This is a genomic window from Bradyrhizobium sp. CSS354 (assembly GCF_029051725.1).
Lineage (GTDB): Bacteria > Pseudomonadota > Alphaproteobacteria > Rhizobiales > Xanthobacteraceae > Bradyrhizobium.
In genome coordinates this window covers 37,290-61,669 of sequence record NZ_JAACFU010000024.1, presented here as the reverse complement: position 1 = coordinate 61,669, position 24,380 = coordinate 37,290, and the positions used below count along the sequence as shown (strand labels likewise).

General features: G+C 64.5%; 17 protein-coding genes and 1 pseudogene. 14 read left to right on the top strand and 4 right to left on the bottom strand.

All coding sequences use genetic code 11. From position 1 onward, the window contains the following. Positions 1-599 precede the first annotated feature (599 nt). Positions 600-2,621 carry a YgiQ family radical SAM protein gene (locus GWG67_RS34590; protein WP_275174075.1) on the bottom strand — a complete coding sequence of 674 codons (2,022 nt, stop codon included), beginning with the start codon at positions 2,619-2,621 and terminating at the stop codon, positions 600-602. A 193-nt stretch (positions 2,622-2,814) separates the two neighbouring features. Here GWG67_RS34590 and GWG67_RS34585 point away from each other — a divergent pair, with 193 nt between their 5' ends. Together GWG67_RS34585 and GWG67_RS34580 are read left to right on the top strand one after the other, a co-directional pair. Next, on the top strand, positions 2,815-3,000 hold the full coding sequence (locus tag GWG67_RS34585) for a hypothetical protein (protein ID WP_275174073.1): 186 nt from the start codon (positions 2,815-2,817) through the stop codon (positions 2,998-3,000). Positions 3,001-3,154: 154 nt separating this feature from the next. After that, positions 3,155-3,319, top strand: coding sequence for a hypothetical protein (locus GWG67_RS34580; protein WP_275174072.1), 165 nt, complete (start codon positions 3,155-3,157; stop codon positions 3,317-3,319). Between the two features lie 6 nt (positions 3,320-3,325). On the opposite strand, the gene GWG67_RS34575 is transcribed toward GWG67_RS34580, so the two are convergent. Together GWG67_RS34575 and GWG67_RS34570 are read right to left on the bottom strand one after the other, a co-directional pair. Then, positions 3,326-3,991 carry a GntR family transcriptional regulator gene (locus tag GWG67_RS34575; protein ID WP_275174070.1) on the bottom strand — a complete coding sequence of 222 codons (666 nt, stop codon included), beginning with the start codon at positions 3,989-3,991 and terminating at the stop codon, positions 3,326-3,328. Positions 3,992-3,999: 8 nt separating this feature from the next. Beyond that, positions 4,000-5,406 (bottom strand): FAD-binding oxidoreductase, encoded by a 1,407-nt coding sequence (locus GWG67_RS34570; RefSeq protein WP_275174068.1) that lies wholly within the window; start codon positions 5,404-5,406, stop codon positions 4,000-4,002. Positions 5,407-5,588: 182 nt separating this feature from the next. Here GWG67_RS34570 and GWG67_RS34565 point away from each other — a divergent pair, with 182 nt between their 5' ends. From GWG67_RS34565 to GWG67_RS34535, 7 genes and pseudogenes are all read left to right on the top strand, one after another. Further along, positions 5,589-6,473, top strand: a complete 885-nt coding sequence (locus GWG67_RS34565; RefSeq protein WP_275174066.1) for a dihydrodipicolinate synthase family protein — start codon at positions 5,589-5,591, stop codon at positions 6,471-6,473. Positions 6,474-6,678: 205 nt separating this feature from the next. Continuing rightward, a pseudogene (locus GWG67_RS34560) lies at positions 6,679-9,001 on the top strand (TonB-dependent siderophore receptor). A gap of 63 nt (positions 9,002-9,064) precedes the next feature. Beyond that, positions 9,065-10,258, top strand: coding sequence for a PepSY domain-containing protein (locus tag GWG67_RS34555; protein WP_275174064.1), 1,194 nt, complete (start codon positions 9,065-9,067; stop codon positions 10,256-10,258). A gap of 137 nt (positions 10,259-10,395) precedes the next feature. Continuing rightward, positions 10,396-11,685 carry a DUF1963 domain-containing protein gene (locus GWG67_RS34550; RefSeq protein ID WP_275174063.1) on the top strand — a complete coding sequence of 430 codons (1,290 nt, stop codon included), beginning with the start codon at positions 10,396-10,398 and terminating at the stop codon, positions 11,683-11,685. A 175-nt stretch (positions 11,686-11,860) separates the two neighbouring features. After that, positions 11,861-13,093, top strand: coding sequence for a rhodanese-like domain-containing protein (locus tag GWG67_RS34545; RefSeq protein ID WP_275174062.1), 1,233 nt, complete (start codon positions 11,861-11,863; stop codon positions 13,091-13,093). Between the two features lie 99 nt (positions 13,094-13,192). Then, positions 13,193-14,437: a phosphoglycerate dehydrogenase gene (gene serA, locus GWG67_RS34540; protein ID WP_275174061.1), complete on the top strand. Its 1,245-nt coding sequence runs from the start codon at positions 13,193-13,195 to the stop codon at positions 14,435-14,437. 77 nt (positions 14,438-14,514) lie between these two features. After that, entirely contained in the window at positions 14,515-16,176 is a 1,662-nt protein-coding gene (locus GWG67_RS34535) for a tannase/feruloyl esterase family alpha/beta hydrolase (RefSeq protein WP_275174059.1), read from the top strand. A 122-nt stretch (positions 16,177-16,298) separates the two neighbouring features. Here GWG67_RS34535 and GWG67_RS34530 read toward each other — a convergent pair whose 3' ends face one another. Continuing rightward, positions 16,299-17,915, bottom strand: coding sequence for an ATP-dependent Clp protease adaptor ClpS (locus tag GWG67_RS34530; RefSeq protein WP_275174096.1), 1,617 nt, complete (start codon positions 17,913-17,915; stop codon positions 16,299-16,301). Between the two features lie 211 nt (positions 17,916-18,126). Here GWG67_RS34530 and GWG67_RS34525 point away from each other — a divergent pair, with 211 nt between their 5' ends. The 5 genes from GWG67_RS34525 (at position 18,127) to GWG67_RS34505 (ending at position 24,380) form a co-directional block, all read left to right on the top strand. Further along, positions 18,127-18,612, top strand: coding sequence for a MarR family winged helix-turn-helix transcriptional regulator (locus GWG67_RS34525; RefSeq protein WP_275174057.1), 486 nt, complete (start codon positions 18,127-18,129; stop codon positions 18,610-18,612). A gap of 11 nt (positions 18,613-18,623) precedes the next feature. After that, complete coding sequence (locus GWG67_RS34520; RefSeq protein WP_275174056.1) at positions 18,624-19,394, top strand: enoyl-CoA hydratase; 771 nt, start codon at positions 18,624-18,626, stop codon at positions 19,392-19,394. A gap of 119 nt (positions 19,395-19,513) precedes the next feature. Then, complete coding sequence (locus GWG67_RS34515; RefSeq protein WP_275174054.1) at positions 19,514-21,595, top strand: methyl-accepting chemotaxis protein; 2,082 nt, start codon at positions 19,514-19,516, stop codon at positions 21,593-21,595. 124 nt (positions 21,596-21,719) lie between these two features. Next, positions 21,720-22,661: a dihydrodipicolinate synthase family protein gene (locus tag GWG67_RS34510; protein WP_275174052.1), complete on the top strand. Its 942-nt coding sequence runs from the start codon at positions 21,720-21,722 to the stop codon at positions 22,659-22,661. A gap of 318 nt (positions 22,662-22,979) precedes the next feature. Continuing rightward, on the top strand, positions 22,980-24,380 hold the full coding sequence (locus GWG67_RS34505; RefSeq protein ID WP_275174050.1) for a selenium-binding protein SBP56-related protein: 1,401 nt from the start codon (positions 22,980-22,982) through the stop codon (positions 24,378-24,380).

The window sequence follows — 24,380 nt, the reverse complement described above, 5'->3', positions numbered from 1 at the left end:
TACGGGCCGATAGCTCGCAACCATCATCGTCGTCGACGCGGTCATTGGCGTCGAGTCACTTCCGCCATTGGCCCGCAGCTGACCTGCCGCGCGCAGACGGAGGAGGACCGCTTGTGGCCTGTAGCTGACTCACAAAGCCGGACTGGCCATGTCCGGTTTCGCGGACAGAGCGGACACCGCCTACCCCGCAATCGGGTTTACGACTACGCTCCCCAGCGCATCAGGGCGCGTACCGATGCCTGCTGTGTTGAATGGATTCAGTCGGGGACGGGTCGCTTCGAGCCTGCGCGCGGGACGCGGTGTGGAGCTCGAGGATATCGATCTCGAGGATATCGATACGGAGTAGCGGTTGGGGCTCGCCCTGTCACGCGTGCCGCGACAATGGCAGCTTGCGCCTGTTTTGCCCGACGAGTCAATATTTCGTCAAAAGCTAATTTCCATTCTTCCGTTATCTCGCCCGGCGGATTCAACGGATTCGCAAAGCCCCTAAGCCATTGATCCCGCTCATGCCGGCTACTGTGCATGGGGTTGTTTTCGAGGTTTTTGTTTTTGAGGGCACGAAAGCCGCAGGCTGAACCGGACTTGGTCCGGCTCGTCCGCTACTTCATCACCCGCAGGCCCTTGGTCGTGAACCGCTGCGTCTTGCCGCCGGGACGAACCGGCCGGCGCGTGCCGGCGGCCTTGCCGGTGCCTGGCGGCTGGTGCGCGGGGACCAACTGGTCGGAACGCGAGCCGATCAGATCGGCGCGGCCCATCTCCTTCAGCGCTTCACGCAGCACCGGCCAATTGTCGGGGTCGTGGTAGCGCAGGAACGCCTTGTGCAGGCGGCGCTGGCGCAGGCCCTTGATCGCCTCGACCTTGTCGCTGCCGCCGCGCCGCACGCCGCGTAAGGGGTTGACGCCGGTGTGGTACATCGCCGTGGCGGTCGCCATCGGCGAGGGCAGGAAGGTCTGCACCTGGTCCGCGCGGTAGCGGTTCTTCTTCAGCCACAGCGCGAGGTTCATCATGTCCTCGTCGGTCGTGCCCGGATGCGCCGCGATGAAATACGGGATCAGATAATATTTCTTGCCGGCCTGTTCGGCCGCGGCATCGAACATCCGCTTGAACTGGTTGTAGGCGCCGATGCCGGGCTTCATCATCTTGTCGAGCGGCCCGCGCTCGGTATGCTCCGGCGCGATCTTCAGATAGCCGCCGACGTGATGGGTGACGAGCTCCTTGATGTATTCGGGGCTTTCCACCGCGAGGTCGTAGCGCACGCCGGAGGCCACCATCACCTTCTTGATGCCCTTGGTCTCGCGCACCTTGCGATAGAGCCGGATCAGATCGTCATGCGAGGTGTTGAGGTTCGGGCAGATCTCGGGGAAAACGCAGGACGGCCGCCGGCACGCCGCCTCGACCTTCGGGTCCTTGCACGCCATCCGGTACATGTTGGCGGTGGGACCGCCGATGTCCGAGATCACGCCGGTGAAGCCGGGCGTCTTGTCGCGGATATTCTCGATCTCGCGCAGGATCGAGCCCTCGGAGCGGTTCTGGATGATGCGGCCCTCGTGCTCGGTGATCGAGCAGAAGGTGCAGCCGCCAAAACAGCCGCGCATGATCGTCACCGAGAATTTGATCATGTCCCACGCCGGGATCTTCGCGTCCCCGTAGGACGGATGCGGGGCGCGCGCGTAGGGAAGATCGTAGACCGCGTCCATCTCGTCGCTGGTCAGCGGGATCGGCGGCGGGTTGAGCCAGAGATCGCGATCGCCATGGCGCTGCACCAGGGGACGCGCATTGCCGGGATTGCTCTCCCGGTGCAGCACGCGTGACGCGCGCGCATAGGCTTCCTTGTCCTGCTCGACCTGCTCCAGCGCCGGCAGCCGGATCACGGTCAAGCCTTTCGTCCGCGAAGCGCCCTCGTCGGCGGAGTTGATATCGTCGGCGTGCAGCTCGACATAGTCCTCAGGCACGCGGCGGAACAGCGCGACGCCCCTGATGTCGTCGAGCTCGCGCGGTGCCTCGCCGGCGGCAAGACGGTTCGCCACTTCGACGACGGCGCGCTCGGCATTGCCGTAAAGCAAGAGGTCTGCCTTGGCGTCGGCCAGCACCGAACGGCGCACCTTGTCGGACCAGTAATCGTAATGCGCGATCCGGCGCAGCGACGCCTCGATGCCGCCGAGCACGACCGGGACGCCCTTGAACGCCTCGCGGCAACGCTGGGCGTAGACGACGGTGCAGCGGTCCGGCCGCTTGCCGCCTTCGCCGCCCGCGGTATAGGCATCGTCGCTGCGTATGCGGCGGTCCGCGGTGTAGCGGTTCACCATGGAGTCCATGTTGCCGCCGGTGACGCCGAAGAAGACCTTTGGCTTGCCCAGCGCCTTGAACGGCTCGGCCGAATGCCAGTCCGGCTGCGAGATGATGCCGACGCGAAAGCCCTGCGCCTCCAGCAGGCGGCCGATAATGGCCATGCCAAAGCTGGGATGGTCGACATAGGCATCGCCCGTCACCAGCACGATGTCGCAGGCGTCCCAGCCGAGCGCATCCATTTCGGCGCGGCTCATGGGGAGGAACGGCGCCGGCTTGCGCGGGCGCGCCTGCGCCATCAGGGGTTTTTCGGCGGCGATGATCTGGATGTCCATGGCGCATACGCATAGGACTCCGGGACGGCGAATACAACCGACGGGCACGTGAAAGAACCGGTTCCGTCGGCGGCAGCCCGGGCGTGCGGACACGTTAACCGCTCGCGAGGGCCGCCATCAGCTGTGTGACGCCGTCCACATACCGCCCAGCCTGTCCCCCGTCATGCTCTGCCTCGTTTCAAGGGAGAGATCGATGTTTGTGGTCGACATGCTGCTGATCCTGGCGATGATGTTTTTCCTGTTCCTGCCGATCACCGATCGCAGGACGGTGCGGATGAGGCTCTGCATGCTGTGCGCGCTGCTGGCGCTGTTCTCGGTCTCCGTCACCCGTACCCACGTCGCACCGGTGCAACTCGCGCGCGTGGGCTCGACCCACTAAGCGCGCCTAAGCTGATCCATTCTCGGGTCACACGCAGGAACCAACTGCCCTCGCGAACATTCTGATGCAGGGTTTGCGCCGGACCCGGCTGGCGCGCGCTCGCGTCCGGGGTCTAATATCGCCTCGATGTTCGCCTCTGGCGGATGGGGGAGCCGTGAGTACAGTCATAGAGAACTTGCTGCTCCGAAAGCAGAAGCTCGTCGAGCAGCTCGAGAAGGCGCCCACGGTCGAGGACCGCGACAGGATCGAGCACCAGCTCGAACAGATCAACACCGCGCTGGATTTTCTGGACAGGCCCGGCACCAAAGGCGCGCGGTAGCAGCGCTCAATCCACCTTCAGCGCTTTGGCGTAGACCACGCCAGAATTGGTAATGTGCGTGGTCATCAGCGTCGCGAAGCCGGCGAACTCGCCGCGCGCGAACAGATCGAGCAGCTTGCGATGCTCGTCGAAAGACGTGCGCGTGCGAACGTCGATCGGCGAAGTCAAATTGGTACGCAGTGCTGCGACGCGGCTGGATGCGAGCTGATAGGATTCGGCGAGATAGCGATTGCCGCAATGGAGGAACAGCGCCTCGTGGAACGCGGCATCGGCGCGCCCATAGGCGATGTTGTCCCTGGCCGCGATCGCCGGCTCCATCGCCGCGATCGCCTCGCTCATCGTCGTGATCGCACCGGCGCGATCATGGCGGAAGGCGAGTTCGGCGGCCTTGGGTTCGAGCGCGATCCTGAACGTGCAGAGCGCGGTGATGTCTTCCGCGCTTGGCGTAAAGACAAAACTGCCGACCTGCGGCCGGATCACGACGAGGCCCTGCGCCTGCAGCTGGCCCATCGCCTCGCGCACCGGGGTGCGGCTGACGCCGAAGGAGTTTGCCACCATCTCCTCGGAGATCGCGGCGCCGAGCGCGAACTCGCCGTCGATGATGGCCTGGCGCAGCCGCTGCATCACCCGCTGCGACAGCGATTTCGGTGCATCGAGCTTCAGCGATCGCATCGGCTCTCTCAGATCACCTTGCCGGGATTGAGCAGATGATCGGGATCGAGCGCGGCCTTCAGCGTCCGCATCAGCGCGATCTCGGCCTCGCTACGGGCATGACCCAGCCACTTCTTTTTCAGCGTGCCAATGCCGTGCTCGGCGGAGACGCTGCCGCCCATCTCGCGCACGAGACCGTAGATGATCGCGTCCATCGCTTCCTTCGGCTGCCGCTCGACGGCAAGGCCGGTCACCCAGGAGACGAGATGCAGATTGCCGTCGCCGATATGGCCGTAATAGACGCTCTCGCATCCCTCGATGCCATCCGCGAGCGCGGACTTGCAGCGCGTGACGAACTCGTCCATCCGCGCCACGGCGAGACCGATGTCGTAGGAGATGTGCGGCCCCAGCACCTGGCCGAACTCGGCGCAGATGTCGCGCACGCGCCAGAAGCTTTGCGTCTGCGCCAGCGATTGCGCCACGGCGGCGTCGGCGAGCAGCCCGCGCTCCATCAGCTCTTCGAGCCAGCTTTGGAAGCGCGGCGCGTCGAGGCTCTCGTCGGTGCCCTGCGCTTCGACCAGTACGTAGAGGCCGTGGCCTGCGGCGACCGGCGGCTTGACGCCGGCGCGTTTCGTGATCACGTCCCAGTAATCCGGCCACATCACCTCGAACGCCGACAGCAGCGGGCCGAGCCCGCTTCGCGCGGCGCCGAGCAGCGCAATCACCGCGGCATAGTCCTCGAGCGCGCAGAGCGCGGCCATGGTCGAGCGCGGTTTTGGAAACAGCCGCAGCACCACGCGGGTGATGATGCCGAGCGTGCCCTCCGAGCCTATGAACAGATGCTTCAGATCATAGCCGGCATTGTTCTTCATCAGCTTGTTGAGGCTGGTGATGATGGTGCCGTCGGGCAGCACCACTTCGAGCCCGAGCACCAGTTCGCGCGTCATGCCGTAGCGGATCACGCGGTTGCCGCCGGCATTGGTCGAGAGGTTGCCGCCGATGGCGCAGGAGCCGCGCGAGCCGAGATCGAGCGGGAAGAAGAACCCGGCTTCGTCGGCCGCTTGCTGGATGGTCTGAAGCGGCGTGCCTGCTTTCACGGTCATCGTCATCGAGGCATGATCGATCTCCTCGATGCCGCTCATGCGCTCGAGCGAGATCGCGACCCAGCCTGCTTCAGGCGATGCGCCGCGGCACAGCCCGGTCAATCCGCCCTGCGGCACGAACGGCAGCTGCGCCTGCCGGCAGGTCAGAATCGCGTCTGCTACCCCTTGCGCGTCGACCGGGCGGATCACCGCGAGCGGCGTTTGCGGCAGGCTCGCGCTCCAGTCGTTGCAATTGCGCGCGGGCACGTCGGTGCCGACAAGCACAGCTGCCGCGCCGAGCTTGTCGCGCAAGGCGCCAAGCAACTGGGTCGGCCGTTCAATGGGGGTCACCATGTGCGAGACCTCCTCGGAATCTGGCTGCGTGTCATGCGCGCCATGACGACGGAAAGGATTTGCGCCTTCGTTGTATGTAAGGTACAACGCGAAAAGTAAAGTAAAAACAACGCTTCGGGAAGCCCTCCTCAGATCGTCCGAGATCAGAGGCTTGGTCCGGAGCCACAGCAACGGATGGTGTGATGACGGAGGCGATCCGCGGGTTCTGGGTGGCGTCGGCGACGCCGCTTGCCGCCGACGGCAGCGTGGACTCCGCAAAGCTCGCGGCCCACGCCAAGCAACTCTTCGGCAAGGGCGTCGACGGTGTCGTGCTGTTCGGCACCACCGGCGAGGGCACCTCCTTCAATGTCACCGAACGCGTCGCGACCATCGAGGCCGTGCTCGAGGCCGGCGTTGCGCCGGACCGAATTGGAATCGGCGGCGGCTTCCCCGCGATCAGCGACAGCATCGCATTGACGCGTGCCGTGCTCGGCCTCGGCCTGCGACACGTGCTGTATCTGCCGCCTTACTTCGACCGCAGCGTCACCCCTGAAGGCATCGAGGATGCGTTTGCGGCGATCCTCGACGGCGTCACCGACGATCGCCTGCGTGCCTACCTCTATCATATCCCGCAGATCTCGGGTGTCGCGATCCCGACGAGCGTCGCCGCGAATTTGCGCAAGCGCTACGGCAAGGTCGTTGCAGGCCTGAAAGACTCCAGCGGCGACTTCAAGCAGTTCCAGGCGTTCCGCGCCGCCGCGCCCGAGCTCGCCATCACTGTCGGCAACGAGGTTGACATCACCCGCGCGATCGCCGCCGGCGGTGCCGGCACCATCTGCGGCATGGCCAACATCGCGCCGGAGCTGGTCAAGGCAATGATCGACGGCAAGGATGTCGAAGCACGAATGCAGGCTGCCGTGGACATCGTGGTGAAATCGCCATCCTTCCTCACGACGCTGAAAGCCATCCTCGCGGCACAGACGGGCGATGCGAGCTGGCTGCGCGTGCGGCCGCCGCTCCGGGCCTTGTCCGACGGCACCGCGCTCAAGCGGAAGCTCGACGAATTGATGGTGCCCGCCATCGCGTGAGATCGCGCAAAACCGCCACAGGTGCTGTGAATTCGCGCGCTGCGTGTCGCGCTCGCTGCGCAATCAATCGAGGATTGCCGAATAGCGCGATCGGAATCTAGAACCGTTCAACACTAGAGCGATTCAAGGCCGCCTACGGTTCTCTTCGCGTAGCACGACTGTTAGACGCGCCAGCTTCTGCGTCTGACCTGGAAGTGAATCGAAAGTGCGTGTCTATCTGGACGGCCAGCGCGTCAGCGGCCGTCGAACGCTTGCCGGCGATAGCCGCGCGGGTCTTCTCATCGGCGCGGCCGTGCTGCTCGCTGAATGTCCCTCCAGCTCGGCGACCGCGCAGGCCCAATCCGCACTGCCGCCGGTGACGGTGGAGGCGCCGGCACCGCGGCCGAAAGCGGCGCGTGCATCGGAGCAGTCTCCACGCCGTACGCAAGCCGCAGCGCGCCAGCGCAATCGCAATCCAGCCCCCGCAGCGCCGACGCTCTCGGAACGCGCCGCCGCGGAAGCCGCCGCGCAACAAGCCGCAAAGCTCGGCTACCGCGCGATGCCGAGCGCAACCACGTTGCGCAGCGGCGCCTCGCCGCTCGACACCTCGCAGGCCGTCAACATCGTGCCCGCGCAGGTGTTGAAGGACCAGCTCCCGCGCAACATCGACGACGCGCTGATCAACGTTTCCGGCATCACCCAGACCAACACGCTCGCCGGCAGCCAGGACGCAGTGATCCGCCGCGGCTTCGGCGACAACCGCGACGGCTCGATCATGCGCAACGGCATGCCGCTGGTGCAGGGGCGCAGCTTCAATCCCGCAGTCCAGAGCGTCGAAGTGCTGAAGGGACCGGCCTCGCTGCTCTACGGCATCATGGACCCCGGGGGCATCGTCAACACTATCAGCAAGCGGCCGGAGCTGTACCAGCATGGCTCGGTCACGCTGCTCGGCTCGGCCTTCAATGCCTCGAGAACTGGCGCTGACGGCTTGCTCGACATCACCGGTCCGATTGGTGACCAGGGCCTCGCCTATCGCTTCATCGGCTACGGCGTCAGCGAGGATTACTGGCGTAATTTCGGCCGGCATCGCGAGATGCTGGTTGCGCCGTCGCTGGCCTGGTACGGTCAGGACACCACGGTGCAGCTCAACTACGAGCATCGCGAGTTCATCTATCCGTTCGATCGCGGCACGGCGTTCAATCCGGTGACGAAGGCGCCGCTGGCGGTGCCCACGACGCGCCGGCTCGACGAGCCATTCAATAACACATGGGGTACGTCGGACCTAATCCAGGCGTCGGTCGAGCACCGCTTCAATCAGGACTGGAAGCTCTACGCCGGCTACAGCTACAACACGGAAACCTTCAGCGCCAACCAGCTCCGCATCTCCACGCTCAACTTCACGACGGGCGCCGAGACCCGCAGCAACGACGGCACACGGGGCTCGCTCAGCAACGCCAGCTACGGAACGTCCTACATGTCCGGCGGCTTTTGGCTCGGCGACATGCGCAATGATGTGGTGTTCGGTGGCGACGGCCAGTATCGCACGATCTACCGGGACAATCTGATCCGGCAGGCAACTCCCGCCTTCAATGTCTACAATCCCGTTTACGGTCTGATCGGACCGGGAACGACGGTGTCCAATCCAGACAGTGCGCAGACCGACAAGCTCGGCCAATGGTCGATGTTCGTCCAAGACACGCTGCATCTGACAGAGCGGTTCGCGTTGGTCGGCGGCGTGCGGTACATGGATTACGACCAGATCGCCGGGCGCGGGAAGCCGTTCGTCACCAACACCAATGTATCTCAGGACAAGGTGCTCCCGCTTAGCGGCGCCATTTTCAAGCTGACCGACCAGATCTCTCTCTATGCGAGCTACACCGAATCGCTGAAGCCGAATTCGACCATTGCGCCGATCGGCGTCACGATCGGCTCCAATGTCGCGCCGGAAGAAGGCGTGTCATACGAGACCGGCGTGAAGTTCGATTTGAACAAGCGTATCTCCGGAACGCTGGCGCTCTACGATCTCGACAAGAAGAACGTGCAGACGACGAAGACGAACAGCGCCGGCGTGGTGGAACTCCACACCGTGGGCCGTGCGCACTCGCGCGGAGTCGAGTTGGATGTCACCGGCAGGCTCACCGACAGCTGGGCCTTGATCGGCAGTTATGGCTACACCGACGCCCGCGTGACGGCATCCGAGGATTTGACGTTGCTCGGCAAGAAGCTGCAAAACGTCGCCTTGAACACCACCTCGCTCTATCTGGTCTATGACTTCGGCACAGCCCTACCGGGTCAGCTCCGCCTCGGCGGCGGCGCGCTATGTTGGGGACCGCCCCGGCGATTCCATCAACACTTTCTTCCTGCCGTCTTATGTGGTCGCCGATATTTTCGCGACGTATGAGACGAAACACCAGAACACGCCGGTGATCTACCAGTTCAACGTCAAGAACCTGTTCGACACCGTCTACTATCCCTCCGCCGTCAATAATTTGAACGTCGCCATCGGCGACGCGCGGCGGGTGTCGCTGTCGGCGACGGTGAAGTTTTAGCGATGGGCATGTCGCGCAGGGACGCTCGCCTGATGACCGCGCCGAGCGGGAAGGCCCGTGCCAATGCGTGACCCCTGGCGCGCGATCAAGGCGACCCTGCTTCGGGTCCATTCCATCGCGGGCCTCGTGCTCGCGTTGCTGCTCGCTGTGATCGCGCTGTCCGGTATGATCATGAGTTTCGAGGACGAGATCGGCGACTATCTGAACAGCGGCATCATGCAGGTCGCGCCGCGCCAGGCAGCGGCGCTGATGCCGGACGAGCTGGTTGCGCGCCTGACCGCGGGGCAGAATGTCGGCAAGGTCTCCGCCGTCACGCTAGCGAGTGATCCGTCCGCCCCGGTGCATGTCCGCTTTGCCCGCGACGAACAGGGCGCGCGGCCGTCCTCGCTCTATGTCGATCCCTATGACGCGCGCGTGCTGGGTGCGCCGCGCGGCGAGGGATTCTTTGCGACCGTGCGCAAGCTGCATCGCTGGCTGTTGATTCCCGGTGACGCCAAGGGCTGGGGGCGCCAGATCACGGGCATCGCGGCGCTCGGCCTCATCGTGATGCTCATCTCGGGCCTCGTGCTGCGCTGGCCGCGGCGCGCAGGCAGCGCGAAGATGTGGCTGAAGCCCAATGTCCGCATCAGCGGGCGCGGGTTGCATCGCTCGCTGCATGCGGTGATCGGCACCTGGGTCCTGCCGGTCTATCTGGTGATGACGCTCACCGGGCTCTGGTACTCGTTCGACTGGTACAAGGACGGAGTCGTCTGGCTGCTGTCGCGGCCGCAAGTCGCCGCCGCTAAGATGCAGCCCAAGACGCCTGCAAAGGCGTCGCGTGCCGCCGGCGCCAGCGAGACGGCACAGCCGATCGGCTTTGATCGCGCGTGGGCCGCCTTCCAGCGCGAGGAGGGCAGCCGCTTCTCTAAGGCGTTGCTGACGCTGCCCGCCGGTTCGGGTACGGTGATACGGGTCCGGTCGTGGGGGAAGAATTCCACGCTCGATACCACGCGCGACGAATTCCGCATCGACGCCGTCACCGGTCAGCTGGTCTCCGCGGAACGCTACGCCGACAAGACGTTCGGCGAGAAGATCCTCGCGAACGTGCTCGACATCCACCGCGGCGCGATTCTGGGTTGGCCCGGCAAGCTCGCGTTCATGGTCGCGGCTGCGCTGATGCCGCTGTTCGCGGTCACCGGCGTCCTGCTCTATCTCTCGCGCCGCAAGCTGCGACGCCCCGCGCAGCCACCGCTCGGCCGGCTCATGCCGGGCGAGTGATCGCGTCGACTGCCGTTCGGCGATCGCCGAATAGCGGTGACAACGAATCGCGTTGGCGCTGCGGACAAGAAGCACTTGTCGGAGCCTTCGCAAAATGGTTCGATTGGCGAGGTGCATCCTAAAGTGGTGGTTATCTGATGGCGTTGTCCGAACGCGACGAGATCGAAGAGACCGCGCTGCCTGCCGTACTGGTGAGACGCAGTGACCTGCCGGTGCCGCTCGCGCACCCAGCGCGAAGTTTCTTCGGCGGGCTTCCCAGGCTGCCTCCGGAGTTCGAGTGGCCGACGGCGGAGGTTAGAGCGAACGAAACCTTGGAGACCGTCGCGCTCACCTTCCTCGCCCAGATCGACCTAGGCGAGGTCCCGGGCTCCGGTTGGTCGCCGCTGCCGAAACGAGGCACGCTCTATTTCTTCTGCAGCTCCGTGTTCGTGGGCGAAGGACGTCCGCCTTGCCGCATTCTCTACGGTACTGCTGCGGGTGACGCATATCCTGACCGCGCACCACCGTCCGATCTAATGCCGCTGGCGGGGACCGGTGGTGACGCCCAGGTCAAATGGCTCGATCCGGCGCTCGATTTTCATTCCAAGGTCGAATTCAAATATCCACTTTCTTTCCAGGTCTTCCGGGACTTCTATTTCCACGAGGACGCCGTCGGAGGCGAACTCATGATCGCAGAATTATGCAAGGCATTGGGTCCCGGTGAGCCGCGAGGACCTGATTTTCTGCAATTCAGAATGGCGTCCGAATACGAGAAGGACGATCATTGGCCTTTCAACTGGCTCCTGATCAATCATGTGGTTCGGTCTGTGCTGTCGCACGTCGTTCGCGACCTGACACCCAAATACGCCTACAAGCCGCTCAACGACGACGGAGCCGCGGAACTGAAGCGCCTTCGGGCTGGCGCAATCGGATGGCTCGAGCGCTGTCGGGCGCTGACGCCGATGGATAACGTGGATGCGGACACAAGAGCGATCTTTCGGGCTTGGTGGACCGACGTCGTGCTCACCTACGAGAGTATCCGACAATACCTCTATACGTATTCGTCCACAATCGCGTCGGACCTCGGCAATGCCATCAATCATACGATCCGATGCATGGCGGAGCAGAACGTCGAAGCTCTCGACGAAGTTCCTCTCAGCTATTTGAAGAATTTCGCGCGTCGAAATCATTGGAAGGCCCCGACCCTAAGAGATGGCCAATATCGCCATTTCAACACCGCCCTGCATCAGATGCTGGGATATGGCAGCGGCCCGCAAGATGCGACGGAGCAGCACTTAGAGGATATATTATTGCTCCAGATGCAAGGTGATCTCGCGTTTCTTGACTGGCACGCCAACATCGGATGCACGCTTCATTTCTGGATCGACCGCGATGCTCTCGATCGGCTCGACTTCGCGAAAGTGGTCGCTACATACGAATGTGATTGAGGTGACGCCGACGCGATGAACTCGCGACCGGGTCGAGAGGCGTTCGCGGGTAGGATCTTCCTCCTCGAACAAGATGTGTCTGACAAGGGCTACCGAATTGGAATGTACGCGGCATGGCTAGCCAATGCCGCAACAATGGTTCAAAAGCTCATGGTCACTTCCCAGAGTTCATGCCATGAAGCTTCCGACCGTCACCCCCGCCGATATCCGCCGCGCGTTGCTGTTGCGCGAGGAGATCGCGCTGCTCGATCTCAGGCACGAGGCTGGCTTCGCGACGGGACATCCGCTGTTCGCCGCCAATTTGGCCGCCGATCGGATTGCGATCGAAGCCGAGGTCAGGCTGCAGCGCAAAGATGTGCCGATCGCGCTCTATGACGATGGCGAAGAACTGGTCACTGCCGGCGCCGAGCGCCTCGCGGCTCTGGGCTACACGAACATCTGCGCGCTCGACGGCGGGCTGATGGCCTGGCGCGACGCGGGCTATCAAATCTTCGAGGACGTCAACTCCTACTCAAAAGCCTTTGGCGAGCTGGTCGAGTCGCGCCGGCACACGCCCTCGTTCAGTGCCGACGAGGTGGCACAACTCATCGCGGACAAGGCCAACATCGCCATCCTCGATGTCCGCCGCTTCGACGAATACGCCACCATGAACATTCCGGGCTCGGTCAGCGTGCCCGGCGCGGAGCTGGTGCTGCGGGCAGGGCAGGCGGCGCCCCACGCCGACACCACCATCATCGTCAATTGCGCCGGCCGCACCCGCTCGATCATCGGCACCCAATCGCTGATCAATGCCGGCGTGCCGAACAAGGTCCGGGCGCTGCGCAACGGCACCATCGGCTGGACGCTGGCGCGGCATACGCTCGACCATGGTGCCGACCGGCGTGGTGCGATCGGGTCGTTCGAGGGCGGCCCGGCCAATGCCCGCGACGTCGCCTATCGCGCCGGTGTGCGCCACATCGGCGCGAGCGAGATGGCTGCGCTTGTCGCGCAGACCGATCGCACGCTCTATCGCTTCGATGTGCGTGACGCCGAGGAATATGCCGCCGGCCATCTCCCGGGCTTCCGCCACTATCCCGGCGGCCAGCTCGTGCAGGAAACCGACATGGCCGCACCGGTGCGTGGCGCGCGCATCGTGCTGACCGACGACAAGGGCGTCCGCGCCGACATGACGGCGTCCTGGCTCGCGCAGATGGGTTGGGAGGTCTATGTGCGGGAAGGCGGCTATGACGGCGCGCTCGAAGTCGGCCCGCCGCACGTCCTGCCCAGGCCCAACCCCGCCCACCGCTACCGTCGCCCCTATGAAGGCACCGGCGTCGACGAGCGCGCGATGCAGGCCTATCTCGACTGGGAATACGGCTTGGTCGACCAATTGCGTCTGGACCGAACGCACGGGTTTTACGTGATCTGACGACCGCCCCGCCATCTTCTCCCCGTATCCGAACCCTATTGTGCTGCGCATCCCCCGCGGTCTATGAGCTGCGGCGAAGCTGTGACCCACGGAGATTTCATGCCAGCCCCAGGCCAAAGCCCTGAGCGGAACGCGAAGGCGCTGCTGCTCGAAGGCGTCAACGACAGCGCCGTGGACCTGTTCAGAACCGCGGGTTTCACCAATGTCGAGCGCCTGACCAAGGCGCTGGACGGCGAGGATTTGCGGCGGGCGCTCAAGGGCGTGTCATTGCTCGGCATCCGCTCGCGCACCCAGATTACCGATGAGGTGCTGGAGGCGGCCGACCAGCTTCTCGCCGTTGGCTGCTTCAGCGTCGGCACCAACCAGGTCGGTCTGCTGGCGGCGCGTAAGCGCGGCATTCCGGTGTTCAACGCGCCGTTCTCCAACACGCGCAGCGTCGCCGAGCTCGTGATCGGCGAGATCGTGATGCTGCTGCGGCGCATCTTTCCGCGCTCGGTGTCGGCCCATGAGGGCGGCTGGGACAAGTCGGCGACCGGTAGTCGCGAGGTGCGCGGCCGCACCCTCGGCATCATCGGCTACGGCAATATCGGCTCGCAGCTCTCGACGCTGGCCGAGGCGATCGGCATGCGCGTGATCTATTTCGACCGCACCGACAAGCTCCGCCACGGCAACACCGAGCCGGTCGAGAAGCTGGAAGAGCTGCTGGCGCAGAGCGACGTCGTCAGCCTGCACGTGCCGGAGACGCCGGAGACATCCGGGATGATCGGCGAGAAAGAGCTGCGGGCGATGAAGCCCGGCTCCCTCCTGATCAACAACAGCCGCGGCACCGTCGTCGATCTCGATGCACTGGCGGGAGCTCTGCGCGACGGCCATCTCGCGGGTGCCGCCATCGACGTGTTTCCGGTCGAGCCTTCCTCGAATTCGGACCGCTTCAAGAGCCCGGTCCAGGGCCTCGGCAACGTCATCCTCACCCCGCATATCGGCGGCTCGACCGAGGAGGCGCAGGAGCGCATCGGCGGCGAGGTGGCGCGCAAGCTGGTCGACTTTTTCAGCACCGGCTCGACCACGGGGGCGGTGAATTTTCCGGAGGTGCAGTTGCATCTGCGTCCCTCCGGCGCGCGCTTCAGCCACGTCCATCGCAACGCGCCCGGCATGCTGCGCCGACTGAACGAGGTCTTCCTCCAGCGCGACATCAATATCGCCGCGCAATATCTGGAGACCTCCGGCGACCTCGGTTACGTCGTGCTCGACGCCGACCTCGGCGGCCAGGATTCAGGCGCGCTGCTGCAGCAGATCCGCAGCCTCGAGGGCACCGTCGGCGCGCGGCTGGTGTTCGAGCACTAGCACTGCATTGACGACTGGCCGCAGGGCGCCTTGAATGCGGCCTGCTGGCGGAACGAACAGAAACTCAGGGGGAAACGATGGCGCAAATCCATGTGAAGCTGTGCGCATTGCTGGTGGGCGCAGCGGGCGCGCTGGGCGCGAATTCCGCTTCAGCGGTGACGCTGACTGAGGATGCGGACACCGTCTGCAAGGGCCTCGTCGGCGGCGCTGACGCCGTGAAGATCGATTCGGCGACGTTGCTGGCGCCGTCGCAACTGGCCGTCGCCGAACGCGGCCCGACGCCGTCGGGGCGCGTCACGCCCGCCAATCCCGGCTTCTGCAAGCTGCTCGGGCATATCGATCCCACCGATCCCAAGGCGCCGCCGATCAAATTTCAGGTCAATCTTCCCGTCGAATGGAACGGCCGTTCGCTGCAATATGGCGGCGGCGGCTTCAACGGTGTGCTGATCACCGGCCTGGCGCTGCCGCCGGCCTATCCCTTCGACAAGCCGTCGCCGCTCGCGCGCGGCTTCGTCACCTACGGCACCGATTCCGGTCATGAGTCCAAGCCGGGCGAGCCGCCGCAGCTGTTCGCACTCAACGACGAAGCCTTCGAGAATTTTGCCCATCGCGCCTACAAGAAGGTGCGCGATGCCGCCGTCGCGCTGATGCAGCGCGCTTACGCCAAGAGACCCGAGAAGATGTACTTCATGGGTTCGTCCGAAGGCGGCCGCGAAGGCCTCACCATGGCACAGCGCTATCCCGATGATTTCGACGGCATCTTTGCCCGCGTGCCCGTCATCAACTGGGTCGGCCTGCAGCATGCCGGCACCCGCTCGGGTCTCGCGACCATGGGTGACGGCTGGATCAATCCGACCCAGGTGAAGCTCGTGGGCGATGCCGTGCGAGCGGCTTGCGACAAGGCCGATGGTTCCGATGACGCGCTGGTGCAGGATCCCGTTTCCTGCAAGGCGGCATTCAAGGCGGAGACGCTGCGTTGCGCGAGCGGCAAGACGGGCGATCAGTGCCTCACCGACGCACAGATCAAGGCGATCGACACCTTGCATGCGACCTACAAATTCCCGTTCGCGCTTGCCAATGGCCTTGACGATTATCCGGGCTGGGGCGTGTCGGGCGAAGACACGCCGGCGGTTGGCCCGACCGGCGGCTGGGTCGCGTGGTGGCTCGGCACGGCGCCTCCCGCGCAGCCGCCTGCGCCCAATAACGGCATCGCCTGGATCTACGGCGCCGGCGGCATCCAATATGTGTTCGCGCGCGATCCCAAGCTCGACGTGACGACGTATAGGCCCGAACAGCACAAGGCGCGGCTGCTCGAGGTCTCCAGCCTGATGGATTCCACCGATCCCGACCTCAATCGCTTCCGCGCTCGCGGCGGGCGGCTGATCATGCTCGAACATATGGCGGACTACGCGCAGAGTCCCTATGCCGGCATCCGCTATTTCGAGAACGTCGAACGCAAGCTCGGCAAGGCCGAGACGGCGGAGTTCGCGCGGCTCTACACCGCGCCCGGGGTCGACCACGTCGGCTCCGGCGCGCCGGCCAATGTCGACATGCTGAGCGTGCTGGTCGATTGGGTCGAAAAGGGCAAGGCGCCCGGCGATTTGGAAGTCACCGAGCAGAAGGTCGAAGCGCCGTCCTTTGCGACGCTTCGCGCGCTGCCGCTGTGCCGCTGGCCGGCGTGGCCGCACTACAAGAGCGGCCCGGTGACAGAGGCGGCGAGCTTCACCTGCGCGCCCTAGCAGGCGCGCCACTTCGGAGCGTCACCCCGCCGCCATCGCCTGGGCGCCGCCGAGCAGCTGCGCATTGAGCCGGCCGCCGGAGAACAGCATGTCGTCAAGCGCCTCGTCGATATCGGCGGAGATCACGGTGTTGCCGCCGTCCCGCGCGATGCTTCCTTGCGCCAGCCCCGCATCAGCTCCTTGATGAAGGCGCAACTCGTGCCTTCGCTGCGACGGGCCGCTTCGGCGATGACCGCGTCCTCGATTGGCAGTCCTTTGCCGTAGAGCCGGACCAGCTTGCCGCGGCCAGTCTCGTCGGGCAGCGGCACTTCGATAGCTTGATCGATGCGGCCGGGGCGACCCGCGAGAGCTCCCTCGAGGTCCTCCGGCCGGTTGGTGGTCAGGACGAACAGGATGTCGGCGTCTTCCTTCAGGCCGTCCATCTCGTTGAGCAGCTTGTTCAGCATGGATTCCTCACACGGCCCCATGTCATCGCGGTCACGGGCGATGAGATCGACATCCTCGATCACCACCATCGACGGCTGGAGCAGCCGTGCCAGGCTCATATAGGCACCGAGCAGACCGATCTGCTCGGCCGTGATGATCAGCGTCGTATGCCCGGGCAAATGCGTTGCGAGATAGCGGATCGTGTGGGTCTTGCCGGTGCCCGGCGGCCCGTACAGCAAGATGCCTTTGCGTGTCGATTGACCCAGCCGGCGCAGTTGGTCTCGGGTGTTGACGAAGGTCAGAACGTTGCGATCGAGCAGCCGCAGGGTCTGCTCCGGCAGGATCACCTCGTCGCGCGCGACCTGCGGCAAGCGATGCACCGTGATGCCGCGCGAGCGACCGCGATAGTCGGAGTCGGCATCGAGCGACAGGATCTTGCCGCGATAGGTCCGCGCAGCCTGTACGGCTTCTTCCAATTCACTGAAGCATTGCTGGACCAGAGCCGCGCCTGCGGAACCTGAGGGCACCAGGATCTCGATCCGAATTCCGGGCTCGCGACTGTATTCGCGGTGTGCGCAGAGCAAAACCGCATAGCGGAGATGATCCTGCTCACACAGCCACAGTCCGTTATCCAGACACTTGACCGGGCTCTTCTCGCCGACGTCGACGTCGGAATATTGCAGCGGGGCAATCGCGATCGCATAGCGGCCCTCCTTGAGCAGTCGTGGAATCGACAGCGTTTCGTAGCGCTGCTCCTCGTTCAATCCCACCAGCCGGATGGCCTTGCCAAAGAGCCGGTCGACCGCGGCCTGGAGATCGACCCGCATGTGGCCGGGAAATTGGCGGATCGTGGTCACGAGCTTGCTGCGCGCGGTGCTGGCAAGGTGCCAATCGAGAACGTCGCAAGCAAAGTCGAAATCTTCCTCTTGTTCGTTCGAGGGCTCATCCGCCGCACGCATGCAGTCGCTGCACAGCCAGACCGTGCGGCTGCCGATACGCACGTCCATCTGTCCCTCCGGCTTGCCGCAGAGTTCGCAAGGAGTCGTGACCGCCTCAAGCGTGACCTGCAGTTGATGGCCGGCCAGGCCGATGGATTGTTGCGCAGATTTGAAAAGGGCTTCGGCGACGGATTGGGGGTAAGGTCCGCAAACCGCCCTTTCCTTCTGCTCGATCTGGGTGATCAGCGCGGTCGCTTCACGGTCTGATTTGCCGAAAACCTGCCGAAGCAGATCCATCACGAATTGGTCCGGCGTATCATCGTCATTATGAATTACGAGCTGGGTCGGCTGGTTCGGGCCACGCATACTGTTCATCACGAAAGGTCTCCGGGACAATCTATGATTGAATAGAACGAATAGGGAACATAAAAAGAAGCGACCGTCAAGCGTTGCGGCGGCACCTAATTGCGATTGGTGGGTGAGGTCCTGGTGCGCCCGTGCGGCCCTGTTGCTCGACGACTGCCGCGGCACATCGATCCGCCTGCGGTGCTTTGACATTCCGAGCCGCTTCGATTATCTATTTCGCATGCGAAATAAGGAGGCCGGCGCGGGGCATCATCGGCTGATCTACCTGCTGAGCGTTGCGCAGCGGCGCTTGCAGCGCTGGATGGCGGCGCAGCCTTCGAGCGAGGTCACGCCGGCGCAGGCAGGACTTCTGTTCATTCTCGGCAAGCAGGACGGCGTGCTCATGGGTGAGGCGGGCACGGCGCTCGATCTGGGGCCGGCCGGCATCTCCGGCCTCGTCGACCGCACGGCAGCTGCAAAGCTGATCGAGCGGCGGGCCGATCGGGAGGACGGGCGCGCCTGGCGCGTCTGGCTGACGCCGAAGGGCCGTGCAGCGCTCGCACAGGCAAAGGCCAACGCGGCACAGGTCAACGCCGCGTTGACGGACGGATTCACCAGTGCGGAGATCGATATCGTCGCGCGCTGGCTGACCAGCATTCAGGACAAGTTTCCAAGAGAACTTTCAAGAGAGCTTTCAAGAGAACTTTCGCGAGATCCAGAGGAATAGAGGAGAGACCCATGACCGAGCACGTCCGGATCCAGAACGGCGGCGGAATTCTCACGCTCACGCTGGCGCGCCCCGACAAGAAGAACGCGCTGACGGATGCGATGTACGGCAAGCTCGCCGATGCCATCGAATCCGCCGAGTCCGATACGTCGGCCCGCGTGATCCTGATCCGTGGCGAAGGCGACATGTTCACTGCCGGCAACGACGTCGGCGAATTCGCCGCGGTCGCAGCGGGCAAGTCGGAAGGAAGCCGCAACGTCGTGCGCTTCATCCAGTCGCTGGCGCGCTGCACCCGGCCCTTGGTTGCGGCGGTGCAGGGCCGCGCCGTCGGCGTCGGCACCACGATGCTGCTGCATTGCGATCTCGTCGTGCTTGCCGACAACGCGCAATTGTCGACGCCCTTCGTCAGCCTAGCGCTGGTGCCGGAAGCCGCCTCCAGCCAGCTGATGCCCGCGCGCATCGGTTACGCACGGGCCTACGAGATGTTCGCGCTCGGCGAGACCGTGCCGGCCAAGTCCGCGCTGGAATGGGGGCTCGCCAACCGCGTGGTGCCGCTCGACAAACTCGATACCGAAGCGCTCGCGCTGGCGCAGCGTCTTGCCCGTCAGCCGGCCGGCGCGCTCACCGCCACCAAGAAGCTGATGCGCAATGGCGAGGCGCTGGTCGCGCAGATGAATGCCGAAGGCGAGCAGTTCGGACTGCGCCTGCGCACCGCCGAGGCGCGCGAGGCCTTCACGGCGTTTGCGGAACGCCGTCCGCCGGATTTCACCAAGGTTGCGTGAGATCCGGGGCTGCAGGAAGGCTTGTCGGGTCGGAAACTCACGCCAATTCGATTAAAACCTTAACGGAACATTGGCATGTCGCGGGCAAGGTGACGCTAGAAAGCGTAGGCCCCGACACCATGGCAATGTTTAAGAAATCGGTAAGTTCGCTCCTCCTGACCTTGATGGCCCTGCTGGCTGCGGGTGCGCTGGCGTCTACGGCGATCCAGATGGTCGGAGCGTTCGGCCGCTACAGCGACAGCCTCGAGACCGCGCGGCTTGCCGCCGCCGACAAGGCGATCTTCCATGGCGTGCTGGCGCTGCGCAACAATCGCGGCGATGCCCAGAGCGCGATCCTCGGCGAGGATGATCCGCGTGCCAAACTCGAGGCGGCGGAGAAGGCCGAGCAGGGCGGCTACGACGCGATCGGCGCCGCGCTTGCCACCGTCGACTTCGCCCGCCGCGACGAACTCTCTGGCACATTGAAGCAAGGCTGGAGCGCCGCCTCCCCGCAATTCCAGCTGTTCTACGATGAAGCCAAGCGCCCGCGCGCCGAACGCAAGATCGAGCGGACCAATTCCTGGTACGATGCCGTCACCAAGGTGATCGAAACGGCCAACCTCGCCTCCACCGCGGTGTCGAACCGTGCCTGGATGGACGACCCCTTCATCGCCCGCATGATCCAGGTCCGGCGCTTCGCCTGGCAGGTGCGCGATCGTTATGGAATCCATTGTTCGTCCCTTCGCTCCAACGTCAACAGCAGCAAGCCGCTCGACGACGCTCAGAAGCGATCAGTGGCGCAATGGGATGGCACGATCACCTCCGGCTGGGGGGGCATGGCCGAGTTGCTGGCTGCGCCCGGCGTGGCGGCGGAGCTGGTGACGGCCGCGACGGACGCGAAGACCAAGACCGACGGCGCCCTCAAGCAGATCGGCGAGCTCACCAAGAATTTTGACGGCAGTGGCAAGCCCGCGATGCCCGCCGCGGAATGGAATACGCTTTGTCAGTCACCCTTCGCGTCCATCGTCGCGGTGGCGAACAAGGCGCTCGACCAGTCGATCGTCCGGGCGGAAACGGTACAGGCCAAGGCGCTCACCAATCTCGTCGTGCAGTCGCTCGCGTTCCTGCTCGCGCTGGCCGTGACCCTGACCGGCGTCTACGTGGTCCGCAATCGCCTCATGCGCCCAGTGCGCGCCATCCTGGATGCCATCGCCAAGATCAGCGCCCGCGATTACGCGACGCCCGTTCCGCAATCTAGACATCCCGACGAGTTCGGCACCATGGCCGCCGCGCTCGAAAGCCTGCGCGAGAGTGCCGCGACCGCGGAACGCCTGGGTCGGGAGCGCGAAGCGCAGCAGGCGCTCCAGCTCGCCCGCTCCGGCACCGTCGATGCAGCCTGCCGCAGTTTCGACGACACCGTGCAAGCCGTCATTCACAGCGTTGCCGCGTCGACCAAGGAGCTCGATGCCACCGCGACCGACGTGCGCTCGCTGGTTTCGGAATCGAGCAGCCAGACCGCGGCGGTCTCGTCCTCCGCCGAGCAGGCGACCAACAATCTCGAGACCATCGCAGCCGCGACCGAAGAACTCTCGGCGTCCGTCGGCGAGATCTCCGCGCAGGTGCAGGCCAGCGCCCGCGAGGCCCGCGAAGCCGTGTCGCAGGCAGCGCAGACCAATGCGACGGTCGAGATCCTCGATCAGACCGCTGGCCGCATCGGCGAGGTTGTGAAGATGATCAACGCCATCGCAGGGCAGACCAATCTGCTGGCGCTGAACGCCACCATCGAAGCCGCGCGCGCGGGCGAGGCCGGCCGCGGCTTCGCCGTGGTCGCCGGCGAGGTCAAGAGCCTCGCCTCGCAGACGGCGACGGCGACGGAAGAGATCTCCCGCCAGGTCGCGGAGATCCAGGGCGCGACCGGCCAGGCGGTCACTGCCATCCGCGCGATCGGCGGCGCGATCAGCGGCATCGACGAGAAGATGACGGCGATCGCCGCCGCAGTCGAGCAGCAGCGCGCGGCCACCACCGAGATCTCCCGCAACTTCCAGCAGGCCGCGCAGGGAACCCGCGAGGTCACCGACACCATCGGCAGCGTCGCCAGGCTCAACCAGGAGACGGGCAATGCCGGTTCGGTCCTGTCGGTATCCGTGACGAAAATGTCCGCCGACGCCGATCGTCTCCGCGTAGCGGTCGAGGGCTTTTTGGGTGCGGTGAGGACCGCATAACTTCGACAATCTTCCGTCCCACCGTCGCGCGATCGGCATTGCCGCCGATGCACGCGGCGGGTACATCTGTGACGCTGCGCGAGCGTCGCGGCAGATGTAAGAGATATCAGGGATGGAGAGTTCGATGCCGGTCACGCCCCAACACAAGGCCCAGCGCCCCTATCGCGGCGTGTTCCCGGTCGCACCCACCATCTTCGACGCGCGCGGCGAGCTCGACCTCGAGGGACAGCGCCGCTGCATCGATTTCATGATCGACGCAGGCTCGAACGGTCTGTGCATTCTCGCCAATTTTTCCGAGCAGTTCGTGCTCACGGATGCCGAGCGCGAGACCGTGATGCATGCGGTGCTGGAGCATGTCGCGGGCCGCGTTCCCGTGATCGTCACCACCACGCATTTCAGCTCGGCCGTCTGCGCCGCGCGCAGCCAGCAGGCCGAGGCGGCCGGTGCCGCCATGGTGATGGTCATGCCGCCCTATCACGGCGCAACCTTCCGCGTACCCGAGAAAGGCGTCGTCGAATTCTTCAAGGTGCTGTCGGGCGCGATCAATATTCCGATCATGATCCAGGATGCGCCTGTCGCCGGTACGCCGCTGTCGGTCGAGTTGCTCGCGCGGCTGGCGCGCGACTTCTCCAACATCCGCTATTTCAAGATCGAGGTGCCGGGCGCCGCGTCAAAGCTGCGCAGCCTGATCGAGGCCGGCGGCAGCGATATTGAGGGTCCCTGGGATGGCGAGGAAGCGATCACGCTGCTCGCCGATCTCGATGCCGGCGCCACCGGCGCGATGACCGGCGGCGGCTACCCCGACGGCATCCGCCAGATCGTCGATCCCTATTTCGCCGGCAAACGCCAAGAGGCGAAAGCCGCCTACGAACGCTGGCTGCCGCTGATCAACTACGAAAACCGCCAGTGCGGCCTGATCGCCTGCAAGGCGATGATGCAGGCCGGCGGCGTGATCAAGTCGGACACGGTGCGGCATCCGTTGCAACCGCTGCATCCGGCGACGCGGGCAGGGCTGCTGGAGCTGGCCAAGGAGCGCGATGCGCTGGCGTTGAGGTGGGGGAAGTAGCCTCTGCCGGCGTCCTGGACAAGCGCGCCCGAAGGTTATGTGTCCCGCCTCCCGTGCGCGATTGCGCACTAGGCCGGGACGACACTGAGTGTGATGCACGGTGTGAGGTGCGCGCCCTGGCCTGATCCCGCCAGCTTCCATCCGGCTGAAAGCGTCGAATTAACGCGGTTCGGGCGGTTTCGCGCAGCCCGGCGATGACATATTGTACGCTCGCCAACCAGGCCCGCGGAGCATATCGAGACATCGCGCAACAACTCTTCATTATGCCGCTATTCCGAAGCAGGTTGGTGCGAACCAACGAAACAGGGAGGCAGTGCCATGACGATGAGGCCGGATCCCACCTTTCACGCATCGCCCAAGCTTGCGATGGAAGCAGCTGCCGAGAACTTTGCCTACACGTTGCTGCTCAGTCCGGATTTTTCAAAACCGGATGCTCTCGCGGTCATCGACGTCAAGCCGGGATCGCCGACCTACAGCCAGATCGTCCACACCGTGACGATGCCCAACAAGGGCGATGAGTTTCATCACTTCGGCTGGAATGCCTGCTCCTCCGCCTTGTCGCCGCTCACTGGGCATGCCTTCATCGAGCGGCGCTATCTCATCATCCCCGGGCTGCGCTCGTCGCGGATTTACATCATCGATACCAAGCCCGATCCGACCAAAGCCAAAATCCACAAGATCATCGAGCCCGAGGAAGTCTTCAAAAAGACCGGCTATTCGCGGCCGCATACCATCCATTGCGGGCCGGACGGCGTCTATGTGAGCACGCTCGGCGGCGGCGGCAAGGACGGCACCAACGGGCCTCCAGGCGTCTTCATCGTGGATTGCGAGACGTTCGAGGTCCTTGGACGATGGGAGATCGACCGCGGTCCGCAGACGCTGCACTATGATTTCTGGTGGAACCTGCCGCGCGACTACATGGTGACGAGTGAATGGGCGTTGCCGCCGCAGTTCGAGAACGGGATCGTCGCGGAAGATCTGCTGGCGAACAAATATGGCCATCGTCTCCACTTCTGGGATCTTCGCGCCCGTCGCAACGTGCAGACTATCGACCTCGGCGCCAACCATCAGATGGCGCTGGAGGTACGGCCGGCGCACGATCCGGTTCGCGAATACGGCTTCGTAGGCGTTGTGGTCGACACCACGAATCTCGAAGCATCGATCTGGACTTGGTGGCGCGAAGGCGGAAAATTCCATGCGGAGAAGACGGCGACGATCCCTCCCGAGCCTGCGCCAAAGGAGAAGCTCCCGCCGCTGCTTCAGGGCTTTGGCGCCGTGCCGCCGCTGGTGACCGACATCGACCTGTCGATGGATGATCGTTTTCTCTATGTCTCGTGCTGGGGCACGGGTGAAATGCGCCAGTACGACGTGAGTGATCCGCGAAAGCCGAAGCTTGCGGGCTCGGTTCACATCGGCGGCATCGCGCGCCGCACCCCCCATCCGAACGGCAAGGCATTTGCGGCCGGTCCGCAGATGGTCGAGATCAGCCGGGACGGCAGGCGGGTGTACTGGACCAATTCGCTCTATTCCACCTGGGACGACCAGTTCTATCCCGATGGCGTTCCGGGTGTGGAAGTCATGGCCAATGTCGGTCGCAATGGTGGCCTCGAGCTCGACAAGAACTACTTCGTGAGCTTCCCCGACGGATATCGTGCGCACCAGATCAGGCTGGAGGGCGGCGATTGTTCGACGGACTCCTTTTGCTACCCGTCGGCCTAG